Annotated in this window: 21 protein-coding genes and 1 pseudogene; 8 read left to right on the forward strand and 14 right to left on the reverse strand. The window is 72.7% G+C overall.

The window, feature by feature from the left end:
* Positions 1–33: 33 nt before the first annotated feature.
* From ACZ7L0_RS00465 to ACZ7L0_RS00475, 3 genes are read right to left on the reverse strand one after another with little or no spacing between them, the layout of a single operon-like run.
* The gene (locus ACZ7L0_RS00465; RefSeq protein WP_471240151.1) at positions 34–1,062 is read right to left on the reverse strand and encodes an ABC transporter permease; all 1,029 of its coding nucleotides are present in this window, start codon (positions 1,060–1,062) and stop codon (positions 34–36) included.
* A complete protein-coding gene (locus ACZ7L0_RS00470; RefSeq protein ID WP_471240152.1) occupies positions 1,055–2,545 on the reverse strand; it encodes a sugar ABC transporter ATP-binding protein in 1,491 nt (496 codons plus the stop codon). The genes ACZ7L0_RS00465 and ACZ7L0_RS00470 overlap by 8 nt, the downstream gene beginning before the upstream one ends.
* The gene (locus tag ACZ7L0_RS00475) at positions 2,542–3,612 is read right to left on the reverse strand and encodes a sugar ABC transporter substrate-binding protein (protein WP_471240153.1); all 1,071 of its coding nucleotides are present in this window, start codon (positions 3,610–3,612) and stop codon (positions 2,542–2,544) included. The genes ACZ7L0_RS00470 and ACZ7L0_RS00475 overlap by 4 nt, the downstream gene beginning before the upstream one ends.
* A 164-nt stretch (positions 3,613–3,776) precedes the next feature.
* Here ACZ7L0_RS00475 and ACZ7L0_RS00480 point away from each other — a divergent pair, with 164 nt between their 5' ends.
* The 3 genes from ACZ7L0_RS00480 to ACZ7L0_RS00490 all read left to right on the forward strand — a co-directional run bounded on the left by ACZ7L0_RS00480 (position 3,777) and on the right by ACZ7L0_RS00490 (position 6,482).
* A complete protein-coding gene (locus ACZ7L0_RS00480) occupies positions 3,777–4,478 on the forward strand; it encodes a FadR/GntR family transcriptional regulator (protein ID WP_471240154.1) in 702 nt (233 codons plus the stop codon).
* Between the two features lie 361 nt (positions 4,479–4,839).
* The gene (locus tag ACZ7L0_RS00485; protein ID WP_471240155.1) at positions 4,840–5,949 is read left to right on the forward strand and encodes a C1 family peptidase; all 1,110 of its coding nucleotides are present in this window, start codon (positions 4,840–4,842) and stop codon (positions 5,947–5,949) included.
* 23 nt (positions 5,950–5,972) lie between these two features.
* On the forward strand, positions 5,973–6,482 hold the full coding sequence (locus ACZ7L0_RS00490; RefSeq protein ID WP_471240156.1) for a hypothetical protein: 510 nt from the start codon (positions 5,973–5,975) through the stop codon (positions 6,480–6,482).
* Positions 6,483–6,538: 56 nt separating this feature from the next.
* On the opposite strand, the gene ACZ7L0_RS00495 is transcribed toward ACZ7L0_RS00490, so the two are convergent.
* The 7 genes from ACZ7L0_RS00495 to ACZ7L0_RS00525 are packed head-to-tail and all read right to left on the reverse strand — an operon-like array spanning position 6,539 to position 16,332.
* Positions 6,539–6,847 carry a protease inhibitor I42 family protein gene (locus ACZ7L0_RS00495; protein WP_471240157.1) on the reverse strand — a complete coding sequence of 103 codons (309 nt, stop codon included), beginning with the start codon at positions 6,845–6,847 and terminating at the stop codon, positions 6,539–6,541.
* A gap of 47 nt (positions 6,848–6,894) precedes the next feature.
* Entirely contained in the window at positions 6,895–9,915 is a 3,021-nt protein-coding gene (locus tag ACZ7L0_RS00500; protein WP_471240158.1) for an alpha-mannosidase, read from the reverse strand.
* A gap of 27 nt (positions 9,916–9,942) precedes the next feature.
* Complete coding sequence (locus ACZ7L0_RS00505; protein ID WP_471240159.1) at positions 9,943–11,949, reverse strand: endo-beta-N-acetylglucosaminidase; 2,007 nt, start codon at positions 11,947–11,949, stop codon at positions 9,943–9,945.
* Positions 11,946–13,205 carry a glycoside hydrolase 5 family protein gene (locus ACZ7L0_RS00510; RefSeq protein WP_471240160.1) on the reverse strand — a complete coding sequence of 420 codons (1,260 nt, stop codon included), beginning with the start codon at positions 13,203–13,205 and terminating at the stop codon, positions 11,946–11,948. The genes ACZ7L0_RS00505 and ACZ7L0_RS00510 overlap by 4 nt, the downstream gene beginning before the upstream one ends.
* Positions 13,206–13,238: 33 nt before the next feature.
* Positions 13,239–14,144, reverse strand: a complete 906-nt coding sequence (locus tag ACZ7L0_RS00515; RefSeq protein WP_471240161.1) for a carbohydrate ABC transporter permease — start codon at positions 14,142–14,144, stop codon at positions 13,239–13,241.
* Complete coding sequence (locus tag ACZ7L0_RS00520; protein WP_471240162.1) at positions 14,141–15,034, reverse strand: carbohydrate ABC transporter permease; 894 nt, start codon at positions 15,032–15,034, stop codon at positions 14,141–14,143. The genes ACZ7L0_RS00515 and ACZ7L0_RS00520 overlap by 4 nt, the downstream gene beginning before the upstream one ends.
* A 5-nt stretch (positions 15,035–15,039) precedes the next feature.
* The gene (locus ACZ7L0_RS00525) at positions 15,040–16,332 is read right to left on the reverse strand and encodes an ABC transporter substrate-binding protein (RefSeq protein WP_471240163.1); all 1,293 of its coding nucleotides are present in this window, start codon (positions 16,330–16,332) and stop codon (positions 15,040–15,042) included.
* Between the two features lie 219 nt (positions 16,333–16,551).
* On the opposite strand from ACZ7L0_RS00525, the gene ACZ7L0_RS00530 reads away from it, so the two are divergent.
* The 3 genes from ACZ7L0_RS00530 to ACZ7L0_RS00540 all read left to right on the forward strand — a co-directional run bounded on the left by ACZ7L0_RS00530 (position 16,552) and on the right by ACZ7L0_RS00540 (position 19,740).
* Positions 16,552–17,598, forward strand: coding sequence for a LacI family DNA-binding transcriptional regulator (locus ACZ7L0_RS00530; protein ID WP_471240164.1), 1,047 nt, complete (start codon positions 16,552–16,554; stop codon positions 17,596–17,598).
* Between the two features lie 90 nt (positions 17,599–17,688).
* Entirely contained in the window at positions 17,689–18,270 is a 582-nt protein-coding gene (locus tag ACZ7L0_RS00535; RefSeq protein ID WP_471240165.1) for an Rv1733c family protein, read from the forward strand.
* A gap of 126 nt (positions 18,271–18,396) precedes the next feature.
* Positions 18,397–19,740, forward strand: coding sequence for an amidase (locus ACZ7L0_RS00540; protein WP_471240166.1), 1,344 nt, complete (start codon positions 18,397–18,399; stop codon positions 19,738–19,740).
* A 166-nt stretch (positions 19,741–19,906) separates the two neighbouring features.
* Here the strand turns inward: ACZ7L0_RS00540 and ACZ7L0_RS00545 are convergent.
* A pseudogene (locus tag ACZ7L0_RS00545) lies at positions 19,907–20,378 on the reverse strand (GNAT family N-acetyltransferase); the annotation flags it as partial.
* A 60-nt stretch (positions 20,379–20,438) separates the two neighbouring features.
* Complete coding sequence (locus ACZ7L0_RS00550; RefSeq protein ID WP_356037185.1) at positions 20,439–20,612, reverse strand: hypothetical protein; 174 nt, start codon at positions 20,610–20,612, stop codon at positions 20,439–20,441.
* A gap of 401 nt (positions 20,613–21,013) precedes the next feature.
* Here ACZ7L0_RS00550 and ACZ7L0_RS00555 point away from each other — a divergent pair, with 401 nt between their 5' ends.
* Together ACZ7L0_RS00555 and ACZ7L0_RS00560 are read left to right on the forward strand one after the other, a co-directional pair.
* On the forward strand, positions 21,014–21,421 hold the full coding sequence (locus ACZ7L0_RS00555; protein WP_471240167.1) for a hypothetical protein: 408 nt from the start codon (positions 21,014–21,016) through the stop codon (positions 21,419–21,421).
* 25 nt (positions 21,422–21,446) lie between these two features.
* Complete coding sequence (locus ACZ7L0_RS00560; protein WP_471240168.1) at positions 21,447–22,271, forward strand: SDR family oxidoreductase; 825 nt, start codon at positions 21,447–21,449, stop codon at positions 22,269–22,271.
* Here the strand turns inward: ACZ7L0_RS00560 and ACZ7L0_RS00565 are convergent.
* Together ACZ7L0_RS00565 and ACZ7L0_RS00570 are read right to left on the reverse strand one after the other, a co-directional pair.
* Positions 22,250–23,725: an SDR family NAD(P)-dependent oxidoreductase gene (locus tag ACZ7L0_RS00565; RefSeq protein ID WP_471240169.1), complete on the reverse strand. Its 1,476-nt coding sequence runs from the start codon at positions 23,723–23,725 to the stop codon at positions 22,250–22,252. The two genes, ACZ7L0_RS00560 and ACZ7L0_RS00565, sit on opposite strands and share 22 nt — an antisense overlap.
* A 223-nt stretch (positions 23,726–23,948) precedes the next feature.
* Positions 23,949–25,307, reverse strand: a complete 1,359-nt coding sequence (locus tag ACZ7L0_RS00570) for a wax ester/triacylglycerol synthase family O-acyltransferase (protein WP_471240170.1) — start codon at positions 25,305–25,307, stop codon at positions 23,949–23,951.
* Between the last annotated feature and the right edge of the window lie 65 nt (positions 25,308–25,372).

Raw genomic sequence — 25,372 nt, forward strand, 5'->3', positions numbered from 1 at the left:
CGTCGGAGTGGGTGGGGGCCGGGGGTCCCGGGGTCAGTCCTGGGCCCGGCCCGTCGTCACGCGGGCGATCATGAGGGCGACGAGGATGATCCCGCCGTAGATGGCCTGGATCCAGAACGACGGCACCTGGGCGAGGGTGAGCAGGTTCTGCACCACACCCAGAAGGAGTACGCCGGTCAGCGCGCCGAACATGGTGCCCTTGCCGCCGTCCAGGCTGATCCCGCCGATCACCGCCGCCGCGAACACCGTGAAGATCATGTTGTTGCCCTGGTTGGCGCTGATCGCGCCGACGTACCCGGTCTGCATGATGCCGCCGACCGAGGCGAGCACCCCGGCGACCACGAACACGCCGAGCATCACCCGCTCCACCCGGATGCCGGCCGCCCGGGCCGCCTCCGCGTTGCCGCCGATGGCGTACAGGGCGCGGCCGATCCGGTGGTACTTCAGCAGGAACCCGGCGACCGCGAAGGCCGCCGCGGCGAGCCACACCGACAGCGGCACCGTGAGGAAGGTGCTGGTGGCCAGGGAGTAGAAGCTGTCCGGCATGCCGAAGAGGGTCTTGCCCTTGGTCGCGCCGACCAGCAGGCCGCGCAGCACGATGAGCATCGCCAGGGTCACGATGAACGCGTTGAGCTTGAACTTTACGACGAGGACGCCGTTGAAGGCGCCGACCGCCGCGCCGGCCACGAGGACCGCCGACAGGGCGAGCGGCGCCGGGAGTTCGGTGCCCCAGCCGGACTGGGCGGACGGCAGGACGAGGAGTGCTCCGACGGCGGGCGCGATGCCGACCACCGACTCCAGGGACAGGTCGAACTTGCCGGTGATGAGCACGAGGGACTCGGCGAGCACGACCATGGCGAGCGCGGCGGAGGCGCCGAGGATCGAGATCAGGTTGCGTTCGGTGAGGAACGAGTCGTTGACCACCGCGCCGAGCACCATGAGCAGCAACAGGGCGGGTACGAGGGCGAGTTCGCGAGCCCGGCGGAGCAGGACGGCCTTGGTGGCGTGCGGGTCGGGGGCCCGCAGGGGGGCGAGCGGCGGAGCTGCCTTGGTTTCAGCCATGGTCCACTCCTTCGATGGAGGCGATCAGCTCGTGGTCGTGCCAGCCGGCCGGATGCTCGGCGACGACGCGGCCGTGGAAGAGGACGAGGACGCGGTCGCAGCGGCGCAGGTCGTCGAGTTCGTCGGAGACGACCAGGACGGCGGTGCCGTCCTCCCGGGCGCCGTCCACCCGGGCCAGCAGGGACTCCTTGGACTTCACGTCGACGCCCGCGGTGGGGTTGATCAGGACGAGCAGTCGGGGGTCACGGGCGAGGGCGCGGGCCATGACCACCTTCTGCGCGTTGCCGCCGGACAGGTCGGAGACCGGCTGGTCGGGGCCCTCGGCGTGGATGTCGAGGCGTTCGATGAGGTCGGTGGCGAAGCCGCGTTTGCGGTCGGGGGCGACGAAGCCGAAGCGGCCGAGCCGGTCCAGCACGCCGAGGGTGGTGTTGTCGCCGATGGTCATGCCGGCGACCAGCCCCTGGTCGTGCCGGTCGCGCGGCACACAGCCGACGCCCGCCTCCAGCGTGGCCCGCACGTCGCCGAAGGGGAGGTCCCGGTCGTCCAGCCGCGCGGTCCCGGCCGTCGGCGTGCGCAGTCCGGCGAGGGCTTCGGCGAGCTCGGTCTTGCCGCTGCCGCTGGATCCGGCGAGGCCGACGACCTCGCCGCGGCGGACGGTGAGGTCGATGCCGTCGTACGTCTCGGAGCCGAGCCCGCGCACGTCGAGCACCACGGGGGAGGCGTCGGCGACCGTGGCGTGCGCGTGCCGGTGGTCCTCGACCGACTCCCCCGCCATCGCCTCCACCAGCGCCGCCCTCGGCAGCTCGGCGACGGGCGCGGTGACGATCCAGCGGGCGTCGCGCAGCACGGTGACGGTCTGGCAGACCTCGTACACCTCCTGGAGGTGGTGGGAGATGAACAGGAAGGTGACGCCGGAGTCCTGCAAGGCGCGCATACGGGTGAACAGCCGCTCGATCTCCCGGTTGTCGAGCTGGGCGGTGGGTTCGTCCAGGACGATGAACCGTGCGCCGAAGCTCAACGCCCGGGCGATCTCGACCATCTGGCGGTCCTCGACCTTGAGGTCGGCGGTGCGGGCCTCGGGGTCGACGCGCACGTCCCAGGTGCCGAGGAGCTCGGCGGCCTCGGCCTTCAGCCTGCGCCAGCTGATGAAGCCGCGGGTGAGGGGCTGGCGGTTGATGAAGAGGTTCTCGGCGACCGTCAGCTCCGGAACGACCGTGGGCTTCTGGTAGACGCAGGCGACCCTGCGGCGCCAGGCGTCCCGGTCCGCGAGCGGGGGCGCGGGCTCGCCGTCGAAGCGGACCGTGCCCTCGTCCGGGGTCTGCAGCCCGGTGAGGACGTTGACCAGGGTGGACTTGCCGGCGCCGTTGCGGCCGACCAGGGCGTGGGACTCGCCGGGCAGCACGGTGAGCCGGCCGTCGGCGAGGGCGGTGGTGGGGCCGTACCGCTTGACGATGCCCCGCGCCTCGACAAGTGGCGTACTCATTTGACCGTGTTGCCCCAGAGCTTGGGGTCGTCGACGTTGTCCTTGGTGACCAGGGGCGCGGGCAACTGGTCCTCGAGGATGCCGCTGGGCAGTTCGACGATGGTGGAGTCGTGGTCGGTCGGACCGGGCTTGAACGTCTTCCCCTCCATCGCCGCCTTGATGTAGTACATGCCGTACTTGGCGTAGGCGTCGGCCGGCTGGGAGACGGTGGCGTCTATCTGTCCCTTGCGGATGGCGTCGAACTCCTGCGGGATGCCGTCGTTGGACACGATGACGATGTGGCCCTTCTGCCCGGCCGCCTTGAGCATGTTCTTGGACTTCAGGGTCTGCAGGGTGGGCGCCAGGTAGACGCCGCCGGCCTGCATATAGATGCCCTTGATGTCGGGGTTGGCGTTGAGCAGCGTGTCGAGCTTGGAGGCGGCGGTGTCGGACTCCCACTTGGCGGGGATCTCCAGGACCTTGAGCTTCGGGTACTTCTTCTTCACGCAGGAGCGGAACGCCTCGGAGCGGTCCCGGCCGTTGACCGAGGCGAGGTCGCCCATGATCTGCACGACCTTGCCGCTGGTGACGTGCGTGCCGAGGTATTCGCAGGCCTTCTGGCCGTAGGCGACGTTGTCGGCGCGGACGACCATGGCGACCTTGCCCTTGTCGGGCGCGACGTCCACCGCGACGACCGGTACGCCCTTGCGCTCGGCCTGGTCGAGGCCGGCCTCGATGGCGGCGCTGTCCAGCGGGGCGACGACCAGGCCCTTGACGCCCTGGTTGAGCTCGTTGTTGATGTCGGTGATCTGCTGTGAGGGGTCGCTGTTGGAGTTGACCGTCTTCAGGGTGTCGACGCCTTCGGACTTGGCCATCTTCGGTACGTAGTCGTTGTACGACTGCCAGAACGGCGAGGTCAGCAGGGGCAGGATCACCCCGACCTTGCCGGTGCCGCCGCCCCCGGCGTTGGCCGCGCCGGTGTCCTTGGTGCTGCCGCACGCGGCGAGCACGAGCGAGACGCCGGCGACTGCGGCCACCGCGCCGACGATCCGAGACCTGTTCCGCTTCCCCACTGTCCTGCCGGGCATCTGGCGGCTCCTCGTTGAGCGTGTTCGAGCAGATGACGGCATACTTATCAGACCACTCCCTCGGAACAACACCCTCCGTCGGCAGATTTTCCAGGTTTCAGGCCGTAGTGGTCCGACCACCTTGACGGTTAGACTGCGGCGCACCCGGTGAGTGGAGGAATGGCGTGGACGAGACAGCCCCACAGAAGGGCACCGTGACGCAACGCGCCATCGAACGGATCAAGGCGATGATCGGCGAGGGCCGCCTGGAGCCGGGCCAGCGCCTGCCCACCGAGCGCGATCTCGCCGCCCAGCTGGGCATCTCCCGCAGTTCGATGCGCGAGGCCATCCGCGCGCTGACGGTGCTCGGCGTGCTGGAGGCCCGGCACGGCTCCGGCATCTACGTCACCCAGCTCCAGGCCGGCGACCTGCTGGAGACCTTCGGCGTGGTCGCCGACCTGTCCCGGGGCCCGCGCCTGGTGGAACTGCTGGAGGTGCGCCGGGTCCTGGAGTCCACGGCGACCGCGCTCGCTGCGGCCCGTATCACGCCGGACCAGCTCGCCGAGGTCGAGAAGCACCTGACGGCGATGAACGCCACCGACGACCCGGAGGAGATCCTCGCCCACGACCTGGCCTTCCATCGAGAGATCGCGGTGGCCGCGGGCAACGAGACGATGGCGGCCATCCTGGACGGCCTGTCCTCCCGCACCTTCCGGGCCCGCGTCTGGCGCGGCTACCAGGAGGAGGGCGCCTTCGCCCGCACCCGCCGGGAGCACGCCGCCATCCACCGTGCCCTGGCCGCCCACGACCCGGAGGCGGCCCGCGCGGCGGCGGCGGCGCACGTGGGCGAGGTGGAGGAGTGGCTGCGCGCGCAGCTGAGCCCCTGAACCGGCGTATGCACGGGCCGTGCAAGAGGAGGGCGGCCTCTCCCTTGCGACACCCGCATTCCGTCGTATTCCCGGCCCCGCGGTTCTCTGCTTAGCTCCAAGTCGACAGCCGCGCGGCATCGGGGGGTGCCACGCTGTCACTCAGGTACCGGGGGTACGGCTGTGAATGCCTCTCAGAGAACGTGATCCCACCCGCGTAGTCGGCACCGTTCGACCACTTTCCACCGTGCGGCGCGGTCTGCCCGCACCCATCACGGACGCGCCCGTGCCCCGCCCGGGGCCGTGACCGCTCCGCCCTGCCCTGCCCGCCGCCACCGGCCGGCACGGCACGCAACGCATCGAGCACGAAGGAGGGTTCGGCATGCCTGTCAACGACCCACTGGACCTCGACCACCTCAGGTCGGTACTCGACCAGGCGGGCAATCCGTGGCACATGACCACGACCCACATGACGGAGCTCACCGAGGAGCAGCGCGTGGTGCGCCTCGGCGTCCCCGTCGAGGAACACGACCGCCTGGCGATCGAGAACGCGCGGCAGAGCAGCATCGCCGCAGCCCTCGAGGCGAGGGCCGACTCGGTGGGCGCGCCCGCCGCGTTCGACCTGCGCAGCATCGGCGGCGTGAACTACACGACGCCGGTCAGGAACCAGGGGGCGTGCGGTTCCTGCGTGGCCTTCGGCACCGTCGGCACGATGGAGCACGTCACCCGCTTCGGCTACCGGGCGCCCTCCCTCCCGGTCGACCTGTCCGAGGCGCAGGCGTTCTACTACTACGGCCGCCAGGCCGGACGGAACTGCGGCAACGGCTGGCTGCCCGAGCCCCTCGCCGACCAGGCACGCGACCACGGCATCACCATCGAGGAGTACTTCCCCTACACGGCGGGCGACCAGGACGCCTCCCGGCTCAACGCCGACTGGCCCAACCGGCTGGTGAGGATCCGCTCCTGGCAGTCGGTCACGGGCAACCCGGCGGCGATGAAGGAGAACATCGCCACCTACGGCTCCATCACCGCCTGCTTCCTGGTCTACCAGGACTTCTTCAGCTACGCCGGCGGTGTCTACCGGCACCGGGCCGGTGACCTCGCGGGCGGCCACTGCGTCACGCTCATCGGCTACGACGACGCCCAGCAGTGCTGGATCGGCAAGAACAGCTGGGGTCCGGGCTGGGGCGAGCAGGGCTTCTTCCGCATCGGCTACGGCGAGTGCGGCATCGAGACCTGGCACAACGTGGCGGCGCTCGGCACGGTCATCCACAACTGGCTGCCCGACCAGCGCATCCTCGCGCTGTGGAGCAACGACGCGGACGCCAACGTATGGGCGTACGGCGAACTGCGCGGCTGGCTCAGTCTCAACGGCACGGCCGGGGCGACCGATTCGGCGATGCTCGCGGAACTCGCCGCGTCCAAGGCGAACGGCGCCAAGGTCGGCATCTACGAGGACAACGGCTCCGTCCAGCAGATCTACGCCTGGTGACACCGGGGAGAGGGGAGTACGAGATGAGCACGCAGCACAGCGGTCGCGAGGACCGGCCGCAGCAGCAGCCGCCCGCCACCCAGGCGGTCCGCTCCTCGGCCGAGCAGGACGAGGCCGGCCGGCCCGCACTGCTCCCGCCGGGGGTGGACATCGGCCTCAACGGCACCGCGCCGGGCAAGCCGGCCAGTGACGTGATGGTGGCCCGCTTCGAGCAGAGCGCGGCCGGCGAGGCCCGGCCGACGATCACACCCGAACTCCGCGGCGACCTGGCGGCGTTCGCGGCGGCCCAGGCCGCCACGGCGGTCACCGGCACCTGGACGCAGAACGCGGTGGTCGACGCGATGTGGTCCATCCACCAGACCCGCAACGCCTTCCTGCACGTCAAGGGCGGCGCCTGGAAGAAGATCTTCAACGGCAGCGACTGGGCGTTCACCGCCCTGACCACGCTCGCCTCCCAGGCCCGCCAGACGGGCCGGCCGATCTCCTTCCGCGAGGAGGCGGACGGCCTGGTCCACGAGATCTACCTGCTCTAGGGCCTGTCCGGGTGAGGGGCCGCGTCCGGCCTGTGCCGGGCGCGGCCCCTCGCGCGTCACTCGACGGTGACGCGCAGGGCGTACCGGTCGGCCACGTCGTCGCCCCACGGCTGTTTGAGGACCAGCTCCAGCCGCCCCCGGCCGGCCCCGGCCGGCCGCAGCCGCAGCACACGTGTGCCTCCGGCGCCGGGGAGGGCCGTATCCGGCGGGGCGTAGTCGTCGGAGGCGACCTCCAGAGCGCCGTCCAGGCGCTCGACGTGCCACCGGTATCCGGTGGTGGCGTTCTCGGGCAGCCGGAGAACGACCTCGTCGCCGGGCCCCACGCGCACCTCGCCGTCCTGCGCCGACACGTGCACCTCGCCCACGGGACCGCACCTCCTCGGCTGTAGGTCCTACCGGTGTACCCCGCGCGTCAGGCCCTGGCCAGCCGCAGCGTCATCAGCTCGAAGGGCCGCAGCGCCAGCCTCACCGCCTGTCCGTCGAGCTCGGGTACGGCCGCGTCGGCCAGCGGGCGCTCCAGCAGGTCGGTCACGGTGACCCGGGCCGGCGGGAAGCCGGCCGTGAGCGTGGCCCGGGTCCGGCCGCCGTGCGCCTCGTGGAGGCGGACCACCACGTCACCGCTGCCGTCGTCGGCCAGTTTCACCGCCGTGATCACGACCGCGTCCCGGTCGACGCCGACCAGTGGCGCCACGTCCCCGGCGCCGGGCACCCGCCGCTCGGGCAGATTGACCCGCCATCCCTCGCGCACCGCGTCACCGATGGACGCGCCGGGTACCAGCGCATGCCGGAAACGGTGGACGCCCTGGTCCGTCTCGGGGTCCGGGAAACGCGGGGCCCGCAGCAGGGACACCCGTACGGTGGTGGTCGTACCGCGGTCGCCGTCGGTGCGGACGGTACGGGTCACGTCGTGGCCGTACGTCGAGTCGTTGACGACCGCGACGCCCCAGCCGGTCTCCTCCAGGTGCACGAAGCGGTGGTTGCAGGCCTCGAACTTAGCCGCCTCCCAGGAGGTGTTGGTGTGGGTGGGGCGGTGCACGTGCCCGAACTGCGTCTCCGACGCGTACCGTTCGGCGTGCACGTCGAGGGGGAAGGCGAGCTTGAGGAACTTCTCCGTCTCGTGCCAGTCGACCTCGGTGTCCAGCACCAGCCGCCGCTCCCCCGGCGGCAGGGACAGCACCTGGGTGACGCGGGAGGCACCGAAGGACCGTACGACCCGCACCGACTCGCCGTCCTCGCCCGGGGTCACCTCGTCGGCGTCGGTCAGGTCGGTGACCGTGTTGCGGTAGAACTCGTCCACGTCCCAGGCGTCCCACATGTTCGGGAAGTCGGGGTGGAGCTGCAGGAGGTTCGCCGCCCGGCCCGGGGCGATCGTCTCGCGGCCGGCCTCGGTGTCGTAGGCCGACACCACCAGGCCCCGGGCGTCGATCTCGACCCGCAGCACACCGTCGTGCAGGACGTGCCCGCCCTCCGCGCGGGCGGTGAGCGTCGTGCGGCCCTCGGTGACCGGGGGCGCGGCGCCGCCCGCCGGGACGCCCGAGCGCGCGTGCGGGGCCGCGTTGAACACGAGGGGGGTCGTGCCCTCGCCGGCCAGGGCGCGCTGGGCCGCGTCGACGATCCCGTTCAGCTCCGCGGCGAGCCGCTCGTACGTCGCCCGCGCCTCCCGGTGCACCCAGGCGATGGACGAGCCGGGCAGGATGTCGTGGAACTGGTGCAGCAGGACCGTCTTCCAGATGCGGTCCAACTCCTCGTAGGGGTAGGGGAATCCGGTGCGTACGGCGGCCGTGGCCGCCCAGAGTTCGGCCTCGCGCAGGAGGTGTTCGCTGCGCCGGTTGCCCTGCTTGGTCTTCGCCTGGCTGGTGAGGGTGGCGCGGTGGAGTTCGAGGTAGAGCTCGCCGACCCAGACCGGCGCGTCGGGGTATTCGGCCTCCGCCTTCTGGAAGAACGCCTCGGGGGTCTCCCAGACGACGGTGGGTGAGCCTTCGAGGTCGCGCAGCCGGGCCGCCCTGGCGACCATCTCGCGGGTGGTGCCGCCGCCCCCGTCGCCCCAGCCGGTGGGGGCGAGGGAGTGGCGGGCGCGGCCCTTGTCCCGGAAGTTGCGGGCGGCGTGCGCGAGTTCGCTGCCCTTCATGGAGCAGTTGTAGGTGTCGACGGGCGGGAAGTGGGTGAAGATCCGGGTGCCGTCGATGCCCTCCCACTGGAAGGTGTGGTGCGGGAACGTGTTCGTCCGGGACCAGGAGATCTTCTGGGTGAGCAGCCACTTGGAGCCGGCCGCCCGGATGATCTGCGGCAGGCCGGCGGCGAAGCCGAAGGTGTCCGGCAGCCAGGCCTCCTGGTTGTCGACGCCGAACTCGTCGAGGAAGAACCGCTTGCCGTGCACGAACTGACGGGCCATCGCCTCCGAGCCCGGCATGTTGGTGTCCGACTCCACCCACATCCCGCCGGCCGGCACGAACCGCCCGTCCGCCACCGCCTTCTTCACCCGGGCCCACACCTCGGGCCGGTGCTCCTTCACCCACGCCCACTGCTGGGCCTGCGACATGGCGAAGACGAAGTCCGGCTCGTCCTCGATGAGGGCGGTCATGTTGGCGGTGGTGCGGGCGACCTTGCGGACCGTTTCGCGCAGCGGCCACAGCCACGCCGAGTCGATGTGCGCGTGGCCGACGGCGCTGACGCGGTGGGCGGAGGGGACGGCGGGCGCGGCCAGCACGTCCGTCAGGTGCGCGCGGGCCCGCTGGGCGCTCGCGCCCACGTCCTGGAGGTCGATCGCGTCCAGCGCCCGGTCCACCGCCCGCAGGATCTCCCAGCGCCGCGCGGAGTCCACCGGCAGCTCCGCCATCAGCTCGCCGAGCACCTCCAGGTCGGTCACCAGCCGCCACACGGTCTCGTCGAAGACGGCGAGGTCCATCCGGGCGAGGGTGTACTGCGGCTCGCCGCCCGCGGTCTCCTTGTCGCCGAGCCGGGTGGGCAGGAAGGGGTGGTAGTCGAGGATGACGGGGTTGGAGGCCGCCTCGATGTGCAGGCGCACCCGCTCGCCGCCCGCCACGGGCGCGCCGATCCGGACCCACTGGTTGCGCGGGTTGAGGCCCTTCACCGGGGTGCCGTCGGGCCGGTAGACCAGGCCCTCGCACTGGAAGCCGGGCATGTTCTCGTCGAAGCCGAGGTCGAGGAGGGCCTCCACGGTCCGGCCCGCCCAGGCCTCGGGCACGGTCCCGGTCACCCGGAACCAGCTGGTGCCCCAGGGAGCACCCCACCGGGCGCCCACCTCGATCGGCTCGGGCTCGGCCGCGAGGCCCTCGGCGACCGGCACGGGTTCGCCGGGCGCGTGCCACACCGCGACCTGGAGCGGCACGGACTCGGGGTACACGGCGGGGCGGACGCGTTCGTCGAGGACGCGCTTGAGGCGGCCTTCGACCAGGCCGCGGTCGTCATGCATACGGGGTGCTCCAAGGCTGGGGAACGGTTACCAGGGGTGGGTCACGGTCACGGGGGCCGACGAGGTGTACAGCTCCCCTACGGCGCGCAGCTCCAACCGCGCGGCCCGTTCGCCCTGCTCGGGCGTGAGGCCGGAGAGGAAGTACGCCCGCTGGCAGGTGCCGCCGAGGAAGCGCCGGGTGCCGTCGGGCAGCAGACGGTGCAGGGTGTAGTGGCGCACCTCGCCGGGGGCCGCGTCCCAGGCGAGGCGCAGGTCGCCGCCGGTGGCCGCGGTGACGCGGAGGCCGGAGGGGGCGGCGGGGGTGACGACCACGTCCCGGACGGCGATCCCTCCGAGCCGCCAGCGCACGGGGCCGTTCGTCGCGGTGAGCCGGACGCCGAGCGCGTGGACGGTGCCGGACAGTCCGGTGAGCCGTACGGTCGACGTCTGCCAGGTGTTGACCGGGTTCACAGGCGTCACCGGCAGACGGGTGTACGGCGGTGTGGCACCGGCGCCGCCCGGCTCGGCGGTGGCGACGGCGAGCTCGACGTTCACACTCCCGGCGTCGGTCCGATGCGTCAGCTCGACAACAGTGTTCACAGTGATCGGCAGCCGGGCCGCGTACACGTCCAGCACCACCGGTTGATCGAGTTCACCTTCCACCAGCACGCTGCTCCCGCCCCGCCAAGCGTCGGCGAAGTCGAAGGTGACGGCCGGCCGCTCCCCGTCCGTGCGCACCACCCAGCGCCGCGAGGGCAGCCGGTCCTGCAGCCCGAGGTGGTTCCACGGCGCCTCCGAGGTGACCTCGCCGTCCTCGTACCACCTGAGCCCGTGCCCGGTGTTGAAGACGCTCGCGAACGGCACCGAGGAGACCGTCGACCGGTCCGCGACCGACACCGCCGGCGCCCGCCAGGGGTCCGTGCCGTCCGGCCGCGAGGGATCCAGCGACCGCCCGGTCCAGAACCGGTCGTCGGCGGCGTGGAAGTCGCCCGGAGTGCGCCCCGCGGGCAGGTGGTTGCGGGTCCACTCGGGCCGGTAGAGGCCGATCGAGGTGATGTGCGCCTTGCCGGCCGGCACCATCGCGTCCCAGTTCACGGCGGTGTTCGAGCCGTTCGACTCGACGTCGACGCCCGCCCACAGCTCGTACCGGCTGCGGCCCAGGCCCGTCGCCCCGGCCCCGGACGAGGCCAGCGTGCCCGCACTCCACCGGAAGTCGACGAACATGTCGTCGGCGGCCTGGAAGAACGCCTGGTTCTGGCTGTTCAGCGCGCCCTGCCAGCTCACGGTGCCGTTCACGGTCATCGCGTCGTACCAGGTGACCCGCTGCCCGCGCGCCGCCGCGAGGGACTTCAGCTCCCGTACGAAGCCGAGCATGTCGGTGCCGAGCGCGGTGTTCCCGCCGCTGGTCTCGGCGTTGACGAACCAGCCGTCGAAGCCGTACGCGGCGGCCACGGCGACTAGTTGGGCGGCCAGCGGACAGTGCCCGGTGGAGTCCTTCCGCACCAGGTCGCGGGTCCACTGCAGCTGTCCGCCGTACGCGGTGGGCGGCAGGAAGACATTGCCGAGGACGGGCACGCCGTGCCGGTGGGCGGCGTCCACGACCGGCGCGTTCGGGGCGAGGATCAGTCCCTCCCCCGCCGAGCCGCCCCAGAACACCAGCTCGTCCAGGTACGCCCAGTGGGTGAGCGCGTAGTGGTCGGCGGTGGCCGAGCCCTGGGAGGGGTTGGCCGAGGTGGGCCCGAAGGAGACCAGCGCCTGGATGCGGGCCTGCCCGGAGCGGGCCGTGGTGTTCGCCGGGGCCGGGGTGAAGCGGGGGGCGAGCGGCACGGAGGCGGCGTTGAAGGCGAGGTCGGCGTCGTCAGCCGCGCGCCAGGTCCTCAGGCTGCGCCAGGTGACGCCGGTGCCCGGGGTGCCGGAGGGGAGGGAGTCCGGGTACCAGTAGGAGGCGTACGGCGGGGTGGCGCCGGTGGCCTTCGGGGCCGCCGCCGCGGCCGGGGCGGGCAGCAGGGCAGCGGCGGCGCCGGCGATGAGGACGGTGCGTCTGGAGGGGTTCACGAGCGGGTGCCTCCTTGTGGGGTGGGGAGTACCTGGTCGGGAGTGACGACCTCGGTGATGCCGCGGGCGGCGAGGTGCTCCTCGTCGTCCGCGCGCGCGTCGAGGACGGTGGTGGGGCGGGCGCCGTCGGCGACCAGCCGGAAGTAGGCGTCGAAGACCGGCCCGCCGGGGGCGCAGCGGGAGCGGACGGCCGGGTCGGCGGGCACGACGAGCGCCGTACGGCGGGTCGCCGGGGCGGCGGCCCGGCGTTCCCGGGCGAGGCGTGCCAGCGTCAGCGCCAGGTCCTTGGGCCGCCGGTCGTTGGTCAGCAGGCCGAGTCCGTATTCGAGTTCGGGGAAGTCGGCGAGGTCGCGGCTGACGTCGTGGGAGCACCACCAGGTGATGCCCCACAGGTCGGGGCAGTCCAGGGCGTGGGTGACGGTCGCCTCGGCGAAGGCGGCCGCGTGCTCGGCCGGGACGAGGGGGGCGGGCGCGCCGACCTCCTGGAGCCAGACCGGCCGGTGCGGGGTGCCGGCCCAGGCCTTGCTCAGTTCGACCAGGTAGGCGGCGTGGTGCTCGGTGGGCACGGCGGTGCGGCCGTGGCGCTGGGCGGTGCCGTTGAACACCCAGGAGTGCACGGCGGTGGCGTCGCCCAGCCGGGCCGAGTGCTCCGGGGTGAAGGGCTGGTCGTCCTGGTACCAGGCGGCGTCGTAGGAGGCGTGCAGGTGGAGCCGGCCGGGGGCGCCCTCGGCGCAGGCGGCGAGCAGCCGGTTCAGCCAGCGTCCGGCCTGCGCGGTGGTGACGCGGTCGGGGTCGGGGTGGGGTCCGGCGGCGAACTGGTTGACCTCGTTGCCGACCGTCATCCCGAGGAAGTTGGGCCGGCCGGCGAGGGCGGCGGCGAGGGTGCGCAGGTAGCGGGCCTCCGCGTCCACCACGTCCGGGTCGGTGAAGAGGTTGCGCCGGTGCCAGGTGCGGGTCCAGGCGGGCAGGAAGTCGAAGCTGCTCAGGTGCCCCTGGAGGCCGTCCACGTTGACGTCCAGGCCGAACTCGGCCGCGATGTCGAGCAGCTGGCCGAGCTGCTCGACGGCCTTGGGGCGGATGAGCGCCCGGTCGGGCTGGAAGTAGGGCCACAGCGGGAAGACCCGGATGTGGTCCAGGCCGAGCGCGGCGATCGAGCCGAGGTCGGCGCGTACGGAGTCCGCACGGAAGTCGAGCCAGTGGTGGAACCACCCTTCGCTGGGGGTGTAGTTGACGCCGAAGCGCACGGCAGGAGGCATGGACACGGTTCCCTCGGGACGGGGCGGCGGACTTCAGCCCTTGACGGCGCCCTCGCCCACTCCGCGGAAGAAGTACCGCTGGAGGCAGGCGAAGAGGGCGATCAGCGGTGCCACGGCGATGACGGTGCCCGCGGCGACGAGGCGTTCGTCATTGGCGAAGGTGCCGTGCAGATAGTTCAGGCCGATGGTCAGGGTGAACTTGGACGGGTCGCTGAGCACGATGAGCGGCCACAGGAAGTCGTCCCAGGCGCCCATGAAGGCGAAGATCGCGACGACCGCGAGGGTGCCCTTCACCGAGGGCAGCGCGACGCGCAGGAACCGCTGCCAGGCGTTGGCGCCGTCGACGTAGGCCGCTTCCTCGATCTCGTAGGGCAGGTTGCGGAAGGCGTTGCGCATCAGCAGCACGTTCATGGCGCCGACGCAGCCCGGCAGGAGGACGCCGACGAGGGTGTTGTTGAGGCCGAGCTCCCGCATGGTCGTGAACTGGGCGATGACGATGCCCTCCACGGGGACGAGCATGGCGAGGACGAAGACCAGGGTGGCGGCGCCGCGGCCCCGGTAGCGCAGCCGGGCCAGGGCGTAGCCGGCGAGGGCCGAGCCGACGCAGTTGGTGACGACGTTGGCGGCGGCGACCTTCAGCGAGTTCAGCGCGTAGTCCCAGACGGGGATGGTGTGCGCGACCCGCTGGTAGTTGTGCAGGGTGGGGTGGTCGGGCAGGAAGGCGGGCGGGGAGCTGTAGACGTCCTCGGTCGGTCCCTTGAGCGAGGTGGACAGCTGCCACAGGAAGGGGCCGACGGTCAGGGCGAGTACGGCCAGCAGCAGCGCGTAGCGCAGGAGCAGTTCCCACACCCGGATGCGACGGCCGTGCTCGTCGGTGACCCGGGGTTCGCGCACCACCGGCCGCGGTGCCGCGGGCCGTACCTTCTCGATGACGCTCATGCCTCGTCCCTCCGGTCGGCGCGCAGCACGAGCAGCATCAGGGCGACGGTGACGGCGAAGACGACGACGGAGAGGGCGGAGGCGTAGCCGACGCGGCCGGTCAGGCCGGTGCCGGTGCGCTGGACGAGCATGACGAGGGTGGTGTCCTCGCCGGCCGGTCCGCCGCTCGGGCCCGCCATCAGGTAGACCTCGGAGAACACCTTGAACGCGGCGACCGAGGAGAGCGCGGCGACCAGGATCATGGTGGAGTGGACCGCGGGCACGGTGACCGTGAGGAATCGGCGGACCGCGCCCGCGCCGTCGACGGCCGCGGCCTCGTGGAGTTCGCGGGGCACGTTCGCGAGCGCCGCCAGGTAAATGATCATGTAGTAGCCGAGGCCCTTCCAGACCGTGACGGCCATCGCGCTCAGCAGGAGCAGCCACTGGTCGCTGAGGAAGCCGACCCGGCCGACGCCGGCCGTCTCCAGGAGGGAGTTCACCAGACCGCGCTCGTCCAGCAGCCACACCCAGATCAGTCCGACCACCACGATCGAGGCGACGACCGGGGTGTAGAAGGCGGACCGGAAGAAGGTGATGCCGGGGATGTTCTTCTGGACCAGCAGCGCGAGCAGCAGGGGCAGGACGACCAGCGCGGGGACGACCCCGAGGACGTAGAGGGTGCTGTTGCGAAGGCCGGTCCAGAACATGTCGTCGTGCAGCAGTTCGCGGAAGTTGGCGAGGCCCACGAAGTGGCCCGGGATCAGGGTGCGGCGGTCGGTGAAGGCGTTCACCAGCGTGGAGACGAAGGGGTAGACGACGAACACGCCGGTGATCAGCAGCCCGGGGGCGGCGAACAGCCAGGGGCTGGTGGGCAGATGGCGCCGCACGCGGGTGACGGTCGACGAGGCCATGGAGGCTACCCCTGCTGCTGGAGGAGCGTGTCACAGGCCTTGACAGCGTTGTCAAGAGCTGCTTCGGGGCTCTCCTTGCCCTGGAGGGCCTTGGCGACCTCGTTGCGCAGCGCCGTCTTCATCTGCTCGCTGAACAGCACGGGCGTGTAGTTGACCGCGTTCTTCAGGGACTTGGCGGCGGCGACGCGCACCCGGGTCTCGTCGGTCCCGTCCTCCTTGGTGAAGTACGGGTCGTCCAGCGAGCCGGCGGTGCTGGGGAAGATGGCGACCTTCTTGGCGAACGACATCTGGTGCTCGGCGTCGGTGACGTAGTGTGCGAAAGCGACGGCGGCGGGGGTGTGCCGGGTCTTGGAGTTGACCATCACGCCCATCACGTACATGTTGACGTGGCCGGTGCTGGTGATCTGGTCGGTGATGCCGATGTTCTCGTACAGGCTCGGCGCCTGCTTCTTGAAGTTGCCGAGGTCGAGGGCGCTGCCGGGATTCATGGCGACGGCCCGGGTGAGGAACTTCTTGCCGGAGGACTCGGGGGTGGCGGTCAGCGCCTGCGGGTCCAGGGCCTTCGCGTCGTACAACTCCTTGTACTTGGTGAGGAGTTCGACGCCCTTGGCGTCGTTGAAGGCGAAGCCGGTGCCCTGCTTGTTCATGAGGCCGACGCCGTAGCGGCCGAAGTCCTCGATGGTGGGCACATTGGCGAGGGTGGCGACCTTGCCGCCGCTCTTCCCGGCCAGTTCCAGGGCGTCGGCGAAGAGTTCGTCGTACGTCTTCGGGGGCTGCTCGGGGTCGAGTCCGGCCTTCTTGAACAGGGACTTGTTGTAGAACAGCGGCCCGGTGTTCAGGTACCAGGGGAAGGCGTACGTACCGGTCATGCCCGGTATCCGGTGGCTCGCCCAGGCCCCGTCCAGGTACTCCTTCCGGTACCCGGCGGCGCTCTTGTCGAGGTCCAGCGCGAGGCCGGCCTTGGCGAGCGGGGCGACCAGGTCGGGCGAGACGTTGACGACGTCCGGCAGGGTGCCGCCGGCCGCGTCGGCGCTGATCTTGTCCGCGTAGCCCTCGGCGGGCTGGTCGATCCACTTCACATGGGTGCCCGGGTACTTCTTCTCGAAGTCGGCGATCAGGCCCTCGAAGTACGGCTTGAAGTTGGCGCGCAGGTTCCAGGTCTGGAAGGTGATGTCTCCCTCGACCTTGCCGGAGGCGTCCGCCGAGCCGCCGCCGTCGTCCGGGGAGCCGCACGCGCTCAGCGGCAGGACGAGGACGGCGACGGCGGCGACGGCGAGTGCTCTGCGGGATGTGGGCACGGTGACACGGCTCCCTTTTGCGGCGTCGGCGGCGGTGACGCATGGACCTTGCCCGGCCGCTTCCGGCAAAGTCAATGCATTCGTCGCAGCTAAAGAAATCCGGCCTTCATTAGTCCAGGTCATAGCCGCCTTGGCCGAAATTGGCCGCCGTGACTAATGCGCTTTAGACTGCTGGCACTCAAGCGCATTAGCTACGCTGCGGAGAAAGGGGCGAGCAACGTGCCGGACAAACGGTCCCCCGCGCGTCGGCCGACGATGAAGGACATCGCGCGGCGCGCCGGGGTCTCCGAGAGCGCGGTCTCCTTCGCGCTCAACGGCCGCCCCGGGGTGTCGGAGGTGACCCGCGACCGGGTGCGCCGGGTCGCCGAGCAGTTGGGCTGGCGGCCCAGTACGGCGGCGCGCGCGCTGTCCGGGGAGGGCGCGGCCACCGTCGGCTTCGTCCTCGCCCGCCCCGCACACACGCTGGGCGTGGACTCCTTCTTCCTCCAACTGGTCTCCGGCATCCAGGAGGTGCTGGCCGGGCGCCACCTCGGGCTGCTCTTCCAGGTGGCCGAGGACCTCGCCGACGAGTGCGCGGTCTACCGCCGCTGGTGGGCGGAGCACCGGGTGGACGGCGTGCTGGTGGTCGACCCGCGCACCGACGACCCGCGCCCGGACCTGCTCGACGGACTGGGCCTGCCCGCCGTGGTGATCGGCGGCGCGCCGGACGACCGCCACCCGGGCCTGTCCACGGTGTGGGCGGACGACGCCGGTGCGATGGCGTCGGTGGTGGACGAGCTGACCGCCCTCGGCCACCGCCGGATCGTGCATATCGCGGGCCTGCCCGGCCTCGCGCACACCCAGCGCCGGATCGGGACCCTGCGCGCCGAGGCGGAGCGGCGCGGCCTGACCGAGGTGCGGTCCGTGACCACCGACTACTCGGACGCGGAGGGCGCGGCCGTCACCCGCCGGGTCCTGCGGCACTCCCCCGCCCCGACCGCGCTGATCTACGACAACGACGTGATGGCCGTCGCCGGGGTCGCCGCCGCGGCCGAACTCGGCTTCCTGGTCCCGGCGGACGTGTCCGTCGTCTCCTGGGAGGACTCGGCGCTGTGCCGCATGGTCAGGCCCCGGCTGTCCGCCCTGTCCCGGGACAGCGTCCAGTTCGGCCGCACGGCCGCGACCGAGCTGACCGCGCTGCTGGACGGGGGGCCGGCACGGACGGTACGGGTGCCGGTGCCACGGCTGACCGGACGGGAGAGCACGGGGCGGGCACAGGACCGCTGAGTCCTGCGCTCCGGGGTGCCCGGGGCCCCGTCCGGGCGGACACTGGGAGGGACAAGACGCAGGTGCCGGCGCTCGCGAGGGGGTGAGGTCGTGACCGGAACCCGAAGCGGCGGCTCGCGGGCGTGGCGGTGGCACCGCAACCCGCTGCGGCGCCGCAGTGACGTCGTCGAGGCCTGGATCGTGCTGACGGCGTGGGTGGTCGCCCTGGTGGGCAGCCTGCTCGCCGGGCTGGTGGCCGCGGACTCCGTGCTGCGGGACCTCGACCGGCAGCGGGCGGAGCGCCGTCCGGTCGCGGCCGTCCTCACCGGGCGGGCGCCGGAGATCGCCTCGGGGCGGGGCACCGACGACGGCCGGGTCCGGGCCGCCGTCCGCTGGACGGCGCCGGACGGCACGGTGCACACGGGCCGCACGAAGGTGAACCCCGGCACCGCGTCGGGCACCCCGGTCACGGTGTGGACGGACCAGCACGGGCGGCTGGTCCCCAAGCCCCTGTCACCGGGTGAGGCGGGGTTCCGGGCCGGATGGACGGGCATCCTGATCGCGACGGGCACGGCCGCCGCCGTGGCGGGCGGCGCTCAGCTGGCCCGCGCGGGCCTGGAGCGGCGGCGTCTGCGGCAGTGGGACGAGGAGTGGGCGCGCGTCGACACCCCGCGGGGCGGCAGGACCGGCTGACCCCGGACGGACCGCCGCGACCGGTGGGCGGTGGCCTCTCGACGCGGGCGACCGCGGCGGGGCAGAGTTCTCCGTACGTACTCGCCAGTACGCCCGCCCCACCGCACCCACCGCCAAGGAGCGCCCGTGACCAGCTGGGCCGGCCGGACCGCCGCCGAGATCGCCGCCGCCGTACGGGAGAAGCGGGCCACACCCCGCGAGGTGGTGGCCGAGCACCTGGCCCGGATCGAGCGGCTGGACGGCCGGATCGGGGCGTTCCGCACGGTCCGGGCCGAGGCGGCGCTCGCGGAGGCGGACGAGGTCGCGGGCCGCGCGGGCCTGGCCGGACTCCCGCTCGCGGGCGTGCCGGTGGCCGTCAAGGACAACCTGGCGGTGCGCGGCGAGTCCAACCGCAACGGCTCCGCCGCGACCCCGGAGCGGCCCGCCGCCGAGGACCACGTCACCGTGGCCCGGCTGCGCGCGGCGGGCGCGGTGGTGGTGGGCCTGACCAACGTGCCCGAACTGTGTGTCTTCGGGACCACGGAGGGCGTGCACGGCACCGCCCGCAATCCCTGGGACCTCTCCCGCACGGCGGGCGGCTCCTCCGGCGGCAGCGCGGCCTCGGTGGCCGCCGGTCTGGTCCCGGTGGCCCTCGGCAACGACGGCATGGGCAGCCTGCGCATCCCCGCGGCCAACTGCGGCCTGGTCACGCTGAAGCCGGGGCACGGGGTGGTGCCGGCCGGGATCGGCAACGGCGACTGGTTCGGCATGTCCGAGAACGGGCCGCTGGCGACCACGGTCGAGGATCTGCGGCTGGTGCTGTCGGTCCTCGCGGACACCGAGTTCGTACGGTCCTCGGACACCGCCTCCCGGAGGATCGCCGTCGGGCTGCGCAGTCCGCTCCTCGGTGTGAGCGTCGGGAAGCCGTACACGGCCGCCGCCCGGGAGGCGGCGGGGCTGCTGGCCGGGGCGGGGCACCGGGTGCGGCGCGCCGAGCCGCCGTATCCGCCGTCGCTGGGCGTCACCGCGCTCCAGCACTGGACGGCGGGCACCGCGGTGGACGCCGAGGGCCTGGACCCGGCGCGGCTGGCCCGGCGGACCCGGGTGCACGCGGCGGTGGGGCGCCGCTTCGTCGGGACGGTCCGCACCGGCGAGGGGCGCGAGCGGCTCCGCCGCCGTCTGGAGCCCTTCTTCGCCGAGCACGAGGTGCTCCTCACCCCCGCCCTCGCGCGCCGCTCCCCCCAGGCCGGGCCGTGGCATGAGCGGGGCTGGCTGCGCAACGTCCTGGCCAACACGAACTACTCGCCGCTCACCCCGCCGTGGAACCTCACGGGATGGCCGGCCATGTCGGTCCCGTTCGCCACCCTGCCCTCCGGCGCCCCCTGCGCCGTCCAACTCGTGGGCCTCCCGGGCTCGGAGACGGCCCTGCTGGACCTGGCGGAGCAGCTGCAGGACCTGCGGCCGTGGCAGCGGACGGCGCCGGTCGGCTAGGGCCTGTCCGGCGGATCAGGTCGCAGGAAAACGGGCGGCGCCTCATCGGCGCTGGTGAGCGGGGCGATGGGGGTCCCCCCGCGCGAGCGCATTCGAGCGTGGGGGAGCGTCCAGCTGCAAGGCGGAGGAGGGCGTCGACGCGATGGGGGTCCCCCCGCGCGAGCGCGTACATGATGTGCAGTGCCACCCGGCCGTGCCGGGGATGGTCGAAGGCTTCGGGGACCGTGCCCAGGATCGTGAAGCCGAGGGACGTCCACAGGGTGACGGCGGGGTTGGTCTCAACGACCGCGTTGAAGACCATGGCCCGGTAGCCGTGGGCCCTGGCCTCGGCGAGGACGTGTTCGGCGAGGGCGCGGCCGATGCCGCGGCCGGTGTGGTCGGGGTCGACCATGAAGCCGGCGCCTGCGACGTCCGCGGCGGGGCCGCCGTAGTTGGGGGGTGAGGTAGGCCGAGCCGACCAGGGCCCCGCCGGGGTCCTCGGCGACTTAGACGCGTTTGGCCGGGCCCATCCACAAGGCCCGGGCCGCCTCCTCGGAGGTGCCCGGGTCCCAGGTGTAGGTGTCGGCGGCGGCGACGATCCGGTGCCAGAAGGGCCAGATGCGTGACCAGTCGTCGGCCACGGCTTCCCTGATCAGCATGGGCGTGAGTCTGGCACGCCCACGCGTGCGGCGATCGCGACGGGACCGGCCCGGCGGGGGTCAGTCCACGCTGGGCAGGATGTGGGGTTCGGCGAGGTCCTCTTCGTAGCCCGCGAGGCGGATGGGGGCGGAACGGGCCCACACGTCGAGGCTGCCGAGCTCTCCGGGCCGTCGGCCCGCGCGCTCCGTGCGTTCCTTGGGGCGCTGATCGCGATTCGTCTTCTCCGGTGTCACCGCGCACTCCTTATGTGTCGGGTCACCCTCGGGGCGTGCCGGCCAGTCTGCGATCCGCCGCCTGACGCCCGCTTGGGTCTGGTTTGAATGCCAGTTCGGACGCGGTGGCGCCGGTGGAACGGACCATGGGTGTGGGTGGGACCCCGTACTGCTTGTCCGTCCGCTCCAGATTAACCAAATGAGCGGGGGTCCGCTCGATAGGGAGTGCAAACAAGGTGTAACTTTCGCGCGTCACTTGGCCTCCCGGCCGCCCGGTTAGGCGCGACTTGCTCCATAATGCACGTTTTGAGATCCACCCGCTCGGCCTACATGCCGCGCAGTTCAGGTGCCGTTGGCCGGGCCGAAAGCCGGTCATGGTCTGCTGCCGTACGGCAACGGCTGTCTCGCGGGAGGACCGACGCATGGAGCTGCGCAGCGTCGAGGAGCTGATGGATCTGCTGTACGCCGGCCGGTACGATCACGCGCTGCGCACCGCCGCCCTGCTGCGCCGCGCCCGTCCCGCCGACAAGGAGCTCCAGGTGGCCGGGCTGGTCTCGGGCATCGGGATGCTGCTGCGTCCCGGCGACCGGGCCGGGCGGGCGGACGCCGCCGCGCACGCGGTGCGGTCGCTGCTCGGGGAGCGGGTCGCCCGGCTCGTGCGCGGGCGGCCCGGGGACGACGGCCCCGCCGGCGACGACGACCTGCTGCGCCTGCGGCAGGCCGCCGAGGACGGCTCGGTGGCCGGATTCGACGCCGGGGTCCTGGAGGACTGGCGCACCGTGCTGGACCTGGTGGCGGCGCGCAACTCCCGCCTGGGGGCTGTCGACTGACGGCCCGTCATGAGACGGTACGGCGATGACGTCGTCGTACGGGCTGGCGGGCAGGGCCGCCGTCGTCACCGGGGGCACCCGCGGGATCGGCCGGGCCGTCGCCGGGGCGCTGGCCGCGGCCGGGGCGCTGGTCTGCGTGACCGCGCGGGACGCCGGGGAGGTGCGGCGCACCGCCGCGGAGCTGGGCGGCATCGGAGTGGCCGGGAGCGTGGCCGGGCCGGATCACCCGCGGGAGGTGACCGAGCTGGTCCTGCGGGAGTTCGGACGGCTCGACATCGTGGTCAACAACGCGGCGACCAACCAGCCGTACGGCCCGCTCGTGGACGTCGACCCGGCGGCCTGGCGCGAGGCGTTCGCGGTCAACGTGGAGGCGCCGCTGCGCCTGGTGCAGTGCGCGTGGCGGGGCTGGATGCGGGCGCACGGCGGCTCGGTGGTCAACGTCTGCACGGAGGGCGCGGCGCACGTCGGCCCGAACATCGGCGCGTACGGCACGAGCAAGGCCGCCCTGCTGCATCTGACCCGGCAACTCGCCGGTGAGCTGGCGCCGAAGGTGCGGGTCAACTCCGTCTCCCCCGGTCTGGTCCGCACCGAGCTGGCGCGGTTCGTGTGGGAGCCCGGCGAGGAGCGGGTCGCGGCCGGGCTGCCGCTGGGGCGGATCGGGGAGCCCGAGGACGTGGCGCGGGCCGTGCTGTGGCTGGTCTCCGACGCGGCGGACTGGGTCACCGGGACCGATCTGCTGGTGGACGGGGGCACCCGGGTGCGGGCCGCGGCCGGCGGCCCCGCCTACGCGGTGCACGACCGGCTGCGGACGCAGGCGCCCCCCGGGGCTCACCACTTGCCGGGCGCGTAGTCCTTCAGAAAGACGCCGTACAGGTCCTCGCCCGCCTCGCCGCGCACGATCGGGTCGTAGACGCGGGCCGCGCCGTCGACGAGGTCGAGCGGGGCGTGGAAGCCGGCCTCGGCGAGACGGATCTTGTCGGGGTGCGGGCGCTCGTCGGTGATCCAGCCGGTGTCCACGGCCGTCATCAGGATGCCGTCCTTGTCGAACATCTCCTGGGCGCTGGTGCGCGTGAGCATGTTCAGGGCGGCCTTGGCCATGTTGGTGTGCGGGTGGCCGGCGCCCTTGTAACCGCGGGCGAAGACGCCCTCCATGGCGGAGACGTTCACGATGTACGTCCGCCGGGACGGGGCGGCCGCCATCGCCGGGCGCAGCCGGCTGATCAGGATGAAGGGGGCCGTGGAGTTGCAGAGCTGGACCTCGAGCAGCTCGACGGGCGTGACCTCCTCCACCGTCTGGATCCAGCTGTTGGTGTCGTGCAGGTCGGGGACGAGCCCGCCCGCGTCGATCGCCGTACCGGCGGCGATGCGCTCCAGGGACGCCGAGCCCGACACCAGCGCCAGGTCGGTCACGTCCTGGGCGGTGAGGGCGCCGCCGCCCGCGACCGGGAGGGCTGCGACCGCGCCGGAGCCGAAGGTGCCGATCACCTCGGCGGCGGGCAGCTCACCGGCGGGCAGGGGCGCCGACTCGGCGGCGAGCAGTTCGCTGTAGGCCTGCGGGGAGCGCCGTACGGTCTGCGCCGCGTTGTTGATCAGGATGTCGAGGGGGCCCTCGGCGGTCACCGAGTCGGCGAGCGCGACGACCTGGGCCGGGTCGCGCAGGTCGATGCCGACGATCTTCAGGCGGTGGATCCACTCCGCGCTGTCGGGCTGGGCCTTGAAGCGGCGGATCGCGTCGTTGGGGAACCGGGTGGTGATCGTCGTGTGGGCGCCGTCGCGCAGCAGCCGCAGCGCGATGTACATGCCGATCTTGGCGCGTCCGCCGGTGAGCAGCGCGCGCTTGCCGGTGAGGTCGGCGCGGGCGTCGCGGCGGGCCCGGTTCTCGGCGGCGCACTTCTGGCAGAGCTGGTGGTAGAAGTAGTCGACCTCGACGTACCGCGTCTTGCAGACGTAGCAGGAGCGCGGGCGCTGGAGTATCCCCGCGATCTGTCCCTCGTCCGTCCTGGACGACGGCAGGATGCCCTCGGTCTCGTCGTCGATGCGCTCGGCGGAACCGGTCGCGGTGGCCTCCGTGACCGCCTTGTCGTGGGCGGTCTTGGCGGCCCGGCGCTCCTGGCGGCGGCGCTGCTTCACGGTGCGGTAGATGCCCGCGGTGGCCCGGCGGACCGCGATCGCGTCGGGGTGGTCGACGTCCAGCTTGTCGAGTTCCTCCAGCACGCCGAGGCACACCGCGAGCCGCTCCGGGTCGATCCCGGGCCCGTAGACCATCTCGTCCATGGACGCCGAGCCGTCCTCTGTCACCGTCATCGCGCTGCCGCTTCCCTGATCACCGCGCAGCGCTCCGACTCGCGCTCGCCTTCCGAACGGGGGATTTTACGTCAGCGCCGGGCCCCCCCGCCAAACCGCTCCGCCCGGGGTGCGCGGAACCGCTCCGCCCGGGGTGCGCGGACCCGCCCGGAACCCGACGGCCGGGACGGGGACGGGGACGAAGGCGACGGCGTCCGGCCCCCGCCGCCCCGCCCCCCTTCCGTCAGGGGTCGCAGACCGCGATCAGTGTCTCCACCTCGTCGGTGACCGCTCGGGCGAGGTGGTCGAGGTCCGGGACGGCCTCGGCGTCGGCGACCAGGCCGTAGTGGACGCGGCCGCGGTAGGTGGAGACGGCCACCGCGAGGGACTGGCCCGGGGCGAGCGGGGCGAAGGGGTAGACCGCGGTGAGCGGGTGGCCGCCCAGGCGCAGGCCCAGGCCGGGCAGCGGCACGCTGGTGACCAGGATGTCGAACCAGAGCCGGGCCGCCTGTCCGACGAGCGGGCCGCCGACCCGGTGGCCGAGGGCGGGAACGTGGTCGGCGAGCAGGGCGACGGCGCCCGCGCCCCGGTTGGGGCCGGCGTCCTTGTTGCGGTCCATCGCGGTACGGACCCGGTCCAGGCGGGCGAGTGGGTCGGGGTCGCCGACCGGGAGCCGTATCAGGTAGCCGGAGAGCCGGTTGCCCTGTGGGTGCGCGGTGCGCGGACGGCGCCGGGAGACCGGGATCAGGGCGCGGGGGGCCACGCCCTCGCTGCCGTCGCCGCGTTCGTCGAGCCAGCGGCGCAGCGCGCCCGCGACGACGGCGATGAGGACGTCGTTGACGGTGCCGCCGACCGCCTTGCGCACCCGGTGCACGTCGTCGATGTCCAGGACGACCCCGGCGGTGCGGCGGGTGCCGCTGGCGCCGGAGGTCAGCGCCGAGGAGGAGCGCACCCCCAGGGTCGACAGGGCCACGGAGGCGCCGATGTCCAGGGCGCGGCCCGCGTCGGACAGCGCCCCGCGCAGCAGTCCTGGCACCCGCCCGGGCAGTCTGCGCATATCGGCGAGCAGCCCGCGCGGCGGCTCGACGGGGCGGGGACTGCGCTCGGGCATGTCCATCGGGTCCAGCACGGCGGCGGCGAGCGTCAGCGCCTTCAGTCCGTCGGCCAGCGCGTGGTGGAACTTGAACAGGACGGCGAAGGAGACCCCGTCCTCCCCCGGCAGCACGTGCGCCTCCCACGGCGCCCGGGCGCGGTCCAGCGGGCGCTCCATGAGCCGGCCGGCGACGGCGTGGAAGTCGTCGGTCGGGGCGTGCAGCCGGACGTGGTTGAGGGGGTCGAAGGCGGGGTCGGGCTCGCGGGCCGCGCCGCCGAAGGAGCCGAAGGACAGGGGCCGGCGCAGGTCGAGCGGCTGCCACACGTCCCGGATGCGCATCCTGAGGCCGGGCACGGCGACGGCGCGGGCGGCGAGCAGGTCGGCCGCGTGGGCGCCCGCGGTGGGCGAGTGCGCCGCGAAGACGCCGAGCGCGCCCAGGTGCATCGGGTGCCGGTCGGACTCGATGTTCCAGAACGCCAGATCGAGAGGAGCGAGCGGATCACTTGTCAATGGCTTGCCTCGCGTCGACGACGGACGGGGTGCACCAGCAGTCAATCCCCGACAGTCGATTACGG

This window comes from Streptomyces sp. NPDC039424, assembly GCF_055639495.1.